The sequence below is a fragment of the Psychrobacter sp. UBA6766 genome, assembly GCF_002453355.1.
Lineage (GTDB): Bacteria > Pseudomonadota > Gammaproteobacteria > Pseudomonadales > Moraxellaceae > Psychrobacter.
Map to the genome: position 1 here is coordinate 9,998 of NZ_DKGQ01000003.1, position 5,274 is coordinate 15,271.

At 46.2% G+C, this 5,274-nt stretch carries 5 protein-coding genes; 4 read left to right on the plus strand and 1 reads right to left on the minus strand.

The window, feature by feature from the left end; genetic code table 11:
• From hutU to hutI, 4 genes are all read left to right on the plus strand, one after another.
• Positions 1–747, plus strand: a 747-nt coding sequence (gene hutU, locus B4K26_RS00285) for a urocanate hydratase (protein WP_296242893.1), incomplete at its 5' end; no start/stop codon positions are given.
• 51 nt (positions 748–798) lie between these two features.
• Complete coding sequence (hutH, locus tag B4K26_RS00290) at positions 799–2,361, plus strand: histidine ammonia-lyase (protein WP_296242894.1); 1,563 nt, start codon at positions 799–801, stop codon at positions 2,359–2,361.
• Positions 2,362–2,407: 46 nt separating this feature from the next.
• The gene (gene hutG, locus B4K26_RS00295; protein ID WP_296242895.1) at positions 2,408–3,523 is read left to right on the plus strand and encodes a formimidoylglutamase; all 1,116 of its coding nucleotides are present in this window, start codon (positions 2,408–2,410) and stop codon (positions 3,521–3,523) included.
• A gap of 24 nt (positions 3,524–3,547) precedes the next feature.
• Entirely contained in the window at positions 3,548–4,888 is a 1,341-nt protein-coding gene (gene hutI, locus B4K26_RS00300) for an imidazolonepropionase (RefSeq protein WP_296242896.1), read from the plus strand.
• Here hutI and B4K26_RS00305 read toward each other — a convergent pair.
• On the minus strand, positions 4,832–5,086 hold the full coding sequence (locus tag B4K26_RS00305) for an ATP-binding cassette domain-containing protein (RefSeq protein ID WP_296242897.1): 255 nt from the start codon (positions 5,084–5,086) through the stop codon (positions 4,832–4,834). The genes hutI and B4K26_RS00305 overlap by 57 nt on opposite strands.
• Positions 5,087–5,274 lie beyond the last annotated feature (188 nt).

Below are 5,274 nucleotides of genomic sequence, written 5' to 3' on the forward strand. Positions count from 1 at the left end.
GCCATGCTAGACCTACAAGACATGGGGATTCCTGCGACTGATTACGGTAATAACATCCGCCAAGTGGCCTTCGATGCAGGGGTAAAAGACGCCTTTAACTTCCCAGGTTTTGTCCCAGCTTATGTACGACCACTGTTTTGTCAAGGTAAAGGGCCGTTTCGCTGGGTGGCACTATCAGGTGATCCAGAAGATATTTATAAAACTGATCAAAAGATCAAAGAGCTGTTTCCTGAAAATACCCATGTGCACCGCTGGCTTGATATGGCAAAAGATCGTATTCAGTTCCAAGGACTGCCTGCTCGTATCTGCTGGCTAGGTCTGGGCGAGCGTGATAAAGCAGGTCTCGCCTTCAATGAGATGGTCAAAAACGGTGAGCTCAAAGGTCCTATTGTCATTGGTCGTGACCATTTGGATACGGGCTCTGTTGCCAGTCCAAACCGCGAGACAGAAAGTATGAAAGATGGCTCAGATGCTGTCTCTGACTGGGCACTTTTAAATGGCATGCTCAATGTCGCAGGCGGCGCCACTTGGGTATCACTGCATCATGGCGGCGGCGTTGGCATGGGTTACTCGCAGCACTCAGGCATGGTCATCGTTGCTGATGGTACTGATGCCGCAGCCAAACGCTTAGCACGTGTACTGGTCAATGATTGTGGCTCAGGCGTCATGCGTCATGCCGATGCAGGTTATGAGCTGGCTATCAAAACCGCCAAAGACTATGGCTTAAAACTACCGATGATTAAATAGCACATATCTTTTTTACGTTATAAAAATAAATATACAACTAGGATAACCCCCATGACTGACATCAAAACCCTTACCCTACACCCCCGCCAATTAAGCTTTGAGATGTTGCGCGATATTTATGAGCAACCGGTCATATTGACTCTTCCTGACAGTGCGTACGCAGCGATCGACGCTTCGCATGAAGATGTACGTACCATCATTGCTCGCGACAAGAGCGCTTACGGCATTAACACAGGTTTTGGATTACTGGCAAAAACTCGTATCAGCGATGATCAATTAGAATTGCTCCAGCGCAATTTGATTGTCTCGCATTCGGTTGGTACTGGCGACGCCCTTCCTGCTGATGTCGTCCGTCTGATTATGGTGATGAAAGTTGCTAGCCTTGCGCAGGGCGTATCTGGTGTTCGACGCGTCGTGATCGACAGCTTACTTGGCTTAATTAACAATCAAATTACGCCACATATCCCTGCCAAAGGCTCAGTGGGTGCTTCGGGTGACTTAGCGCCTTTATCGCACATGACGCTTGCGATGATGGGCGAAGGTCATGTTTATGTTGATGGCAAAAAAGTACTTGCCGCTGATGCGTTAGCGAAGCATGGCCTTGAGCCCATTACCTTAGCAGCTAAAGAAGGACTGGCCCTTATTAACGGTACTCAAGTATCAACGGCCCTAGCATTACGTGGCTATTTTCTAGCGCGAGATTTACTTGAGACAGCAACCATCGTCGGCTCACTGTCTATTGATGCCGCCAAAGGCTCAGATGCGCCATTTGATGCGCGCATTCATGAAGTGCGTGGTCACCATGGCCAAATTGAAATTGCCAAAGCGCATCGTCAGCTAATCAAAGGTAGCGCCATTCGAGCCTCACATGATGGCGAACAGGACGATAGAGTTCAAGACCCTTATTGCTTACGTTGTCAGCCACAGGTCATGGGTGCTTGCCTTGATATCATTAACCAAGCAGGCAAGACGCTGTTAATAGAAGCCAATGCGGTGACAGATAACCCGCTTATCTTTAATAATGATGATGGTCCAGTTGCGATATCTGGTGGTAATTTCCACGCCGAGCCTGTGGCCTTCGCTGCTGATATTTTAGCCTTAGCAATTGCCGAGATTGGCTCTATGTCTGAGCGCCGTGTTGCTCTATTGATTGACGCCACTTTATCAGGTGGCTTGCCGCCATTCTTGGTAGAGAATGCTGGGGTCAATTCAGGCTTTATGATTGCTCATGTGACCGCAGCAGCGCTGGCTTCAGAAAACAAATCTATTGCTCACCCTGGTAGCGTCGATAGTATCCCCACCTCTGCCAACCAAGAAGACCATGTATCGATGGCGACTTATTGTGCACGCCGCCTATATGAGATGGCACAAAATACTGCCACCATTATCGGCATCGAATTACTGGCTGCTGGTCAAGGTATCGATTTTCATCGTGGACTAGATACCTCAGAAGCATTAAAGACAGCACATCAAAAGTTGCGTGAGCAAGTGACTTTTTATGATAAAGATCGCTACCTAGCGCCTGATATTGAAGCAGCGAAGCAGTTGGTATTAGATGGCTCGCTGACAAGTCATTGGCAGTCATTGCGTAGTGATTGGTACGAGTCTAAATAAAAGTATCACTTTAGATAAAAGTTTTATGGATTGAAGGAGGACGGCAATGAGCATATCGACGACAGGTACAACTGTTAGCCACAGCCACGCTGATATGAGCAAGTGGACAGGACGTGCAGAGCCGTTTGAATCTGCGCGTGCCCGCTACTGGTATCAGATCGCGCAGCCTTATGCCTTTGATAACAGCGGTCAGCAAAACGGCCAGCGCATTGGATTGATCGGGTTCGCTTGTGACCAAGGTGTCAGACGCAATCAAGGCCGCGTGGGTGCAAGAGTGGCTCCGCCCTTAATTCGTCAGGCATTTGCAACACTACCGGTGATCGCTGAGCTGCAACGGCGCTTCGATGGTCAATTGTTAACCCTACTGGGTGATGCAGGAGATATTAACTGCGATGATAATAATGATTTTGCCGCAAATACTCTAGAGCAAGCTCAGCGGAAGTATGCTGATAAAGTCAGTCATATAATTGAGCAAGGCGGACTACCCATTGGACTTGGTGGTGGTCATGCCATGGCTTTTGGTAGCTTTTTAGGATTGTGGCAAGCACTGTCATTAGAAACCGATAAGACTATTAATAATACTGACAATGTCGAAAGCAATGCGAGCGCTATTCCTAGAATCGGCGTCATCAACTTTGATGCGCATCTGGACATTCGTCAGTCTGACGTCGCCACTTCTGGTACGCCATTTCGTCAGATTGCCGAGCACCTTGCCGAGAACATTGATGCACAGGATCAGCCATTTCACTATTGTTGTATCGGCGTCAGTCGATTTTCCAACACTGCCGCGCTCTTTGACCGTGCTGAGCAGTTAGGTGTGCATATCATCAGTGATGAAGATTGCACCAATAAGAAATGGAAAAAAATTGCTGCTCAAATAGAGAGTTTTATTAATCAAGTTGATGTGATCTACTTAACTATTGATATGGACTGCTTGCCAGCAAGTGTAGTGCCGGGCGTCAGCGCACCAGCGGCCTATGGTATTGAGCTGAGTTTCGTTGAGCGCGCAGTCAAACTTATCATGGCGTCAAACAAAGTAAGAATGGCTGATATTGCTGAGATCAACCCAACTTATGATATTGATGGGCGCAGCTTTAAGGTTGCCGCTCGCTTATTAGCCACTATTATCGAGCAGCACTTATTCATTACCAAAACCCACTAGCTTTAACATAAGCAGGATTACACTATGAATAACTCTACAAATTCTACAAAACAGACACCTGACAATACCACCCTGACATCATTTGACCATATCATTATAAATACAAATCTTGCCACCTTTTTAGCGCAATATGGATTTGATCTTTATAGCGGTAATCAAGACGCCAATCAAAGTGATAATCAAGATGACAACACAGCTTACGGTCAACTAGAAAACGCCGCTATCGGCATTAAGAATGGCAAAATTGCCTGGATTGGCAAGCATGAGCAAATAAAGCCGCACCTCTCTTATTATAAAAATGATCAAATCAAAGACGTTAAGGGTAACTGGATAACGCCCGGCCTCATCGATTGTCATACCCATATCGTTTATGCTGGCAACCGAAGCAATGAGTTTGAAGCACGATTGCATGGTGTCAGCTATCAAGACATTGCTGCACAAGGTGGCGGCATTGTCTCAACGGTTAGTGCCACTCGCGAGGCCAGTTTTGAGGCATTATTTTCCCAAAGTGAGAAACGTTTGCTCGCGCTTATTAAAGAAGGCGTGACGAGTGTCGAAATCAAATCTGGTTATGGTTTGGACCTCGAAACTGAACGCAAAATGCTGAAAGTTGCCCGCGCGCTTGGTGAAAAACACGGTATTCATATTAGTACCACGTACTTAGCTGCCCATGCTCTACCGCCTGAATATAAAGACAATGCCGATGCGTATATCGAACAAGTTTGCCAGTGGTTACCAATCTTGCATGCTGAGGGTTTAGTCGATGCGGTTGATGGCTTCTGTGAAAATATTGCCTTTACTGCTGAGCAAATTAAACGCGTCTTTGATGTTGCCCGTTCCTTAGACTTGCCAGTGAAATTACACGCTGAGCAGCTCTCAAATATGGGCGCTAGCGCTTTGGTCGCCGACTATAAAGGGCTGTCGAGCGACCATCTTGAGCATTTATCAGAAGATGATATTAAGAAGATGGCCGTAAGCAACACGGTTGCCGTGCTATTGCCGGGCGCATTTTATACCCTGCGCGATACCAAGCTACCACCGATTGAAAAGTTGCGTAAACATCAAGTTCCGATTGCCGTTTCAACCGATTGCAACCCTGGAACTTCACCGCTCACATCGCTGTTATTAGCGATGAATATGGGCTGTACCTTATTTTACCTCACTCCTGCAGAAGTGTTGGCAGGGGCAACTATTCATGCGGCACAAGCGTTAGGCCTAGCCAAAAAAGGCAAAATAGAGGTGGGCTGCGATGCTGATTTGGCATTATGGGATATCACCCGCCCGGCTGACCTTGCTTATCAGATGGGATTAAACCCTATTAAAGGTATTATGATTCAAGGTCAATGGCGTACGCAAGCAGAGTAAAAAACTTCTGCTTAATTTCTGCTTAAAACGGGAAAAACGCTGATGACGGATATCTAAATGATTGGTCGGCTCATCGAACATCATAATTTTAGTATCTTGCATCAGCGCCCTTACAATAGCCAAACGCTGTTTTTCACCGCCTGACAAGGTTTGCACGCGGGCATTAGCCAAACTTGATAATTCAAAATCTTGTAGCAACGTTTGCGCACGCTAGTTGATTTAACATTTTACCGCAGAAATCCCCTACCTCTAAGGTAGTGGGATGAATGCGTTTGACCTTGTGTAATTATTATTATATGATAAATAAATAATTCAGTCTATTTATACGAAGGTCTTGTAATCAAATGCTTTTAGATACTAATTCTCATTCAGTATTTTCGCTAAAT

Bases quoted from the DNA above. Each gene is read 5' to 3' on its own strand.
- hutH (WP_296242894.1), top strand. From the start codon at position 799: ATGACTGACATCAAAACCCTTACCCTACACCCCCGCCAATTAAGCTTT.
- hutG (WP_296242895.1), top strand. From the start codon at position 2,408: ATGAGCATATCGACGACAGGTACAACTGTTAGCCACAGCCACGCTGAT.
- hutI (WP_296242896.1), top strand. From the start codon at position 3,548: ATGAATAACTCTACAAATTCTACAAAACAGACACCTGACAATACCACC.